Raw genomic sequence first — 738 nt, forward strand, 5'->3', positions numbered from 1 at the left:
CGACTGGCCCGTGAGCGCAGCGCTCGGGAATGCCGACAGGAACAGCACCGTCTGCGCGACATCCTGCACCGTCGTGAACACGCCGTCGACCGTGTTGCCGAGCATCACCTTCTTGATCACTTCCTCTTCGCTGATGCCGAGCTCCTTCGCCTGCTCCGGAATCTGCTTGTCGACCAGCGGCGTACGCACGAAGCCCGGACACACGACGTGCGAGCGCACGTTGTGCTTCGCGCCTTCCTTCGCCAGCACGCGTGCCAGGCCGAGCAGCCCGTGCTTGGCCGTCACGTACGCCGACTTCAGCGGCGACGCTTCGTGCGAGTGCACCGAACCCATGTAGATCACGACGCCGCCGCGATCGTCCTTGTACATGTGCTTGAGCGCGGCCTTCGTCGTCAGGAACGCGCCGTCCACGTGGATCGCCTGCATTTTCTTCCAGTCGGAGAACGAATAGTTCTCGATCGGGTTGACGATCTGGATACCGGCGTTCGACACGAGGATGTCGACCGAGCCGAACGCTTCGGCCACCTTGTCGATGCCGGTGTTCACGGCTTCCTCGCTGGTCACGTCCATCGCGACGCCGATTGCCTTGCCGCCTGCCTTGTTGATCTCGTCGGCGACCGCGTTCGCGCCGTCCTGGTTCAGGTCGGCGATTGCGACGGCCGCGCCTGCCTTGGCCAGCTCCAGCGCGATTTCCTTGCCGATGCCGCTCGCGGCGCCCGTGACGACTGCGGTCTTGCC

At 64.8% G+C, this 738-nt stretch carries 1 protein-coding gene; it reads right to left on the bottom strand.

Features of this window, described 5'->3' with window-relative positions; genetic code table 11:
• The coding region (locus tag WT24_RS24400) for a 3-hydroxybutyrate dehydrogenase (protein WP_059789098.1) at positions 1-738 on the bottom strand (738 nt) is incomplete at both ends.

It is taken from the genome of Burkholderia sp. MSMB1078WGS (assembly GCF_001528895.1).
Taxonomy (GTDB): domain Bacteria; phylum Pseudomonadota; class Gammaproteobacteria; order Burkholderiales; family Burkholderiaceae; genus Burkholderia.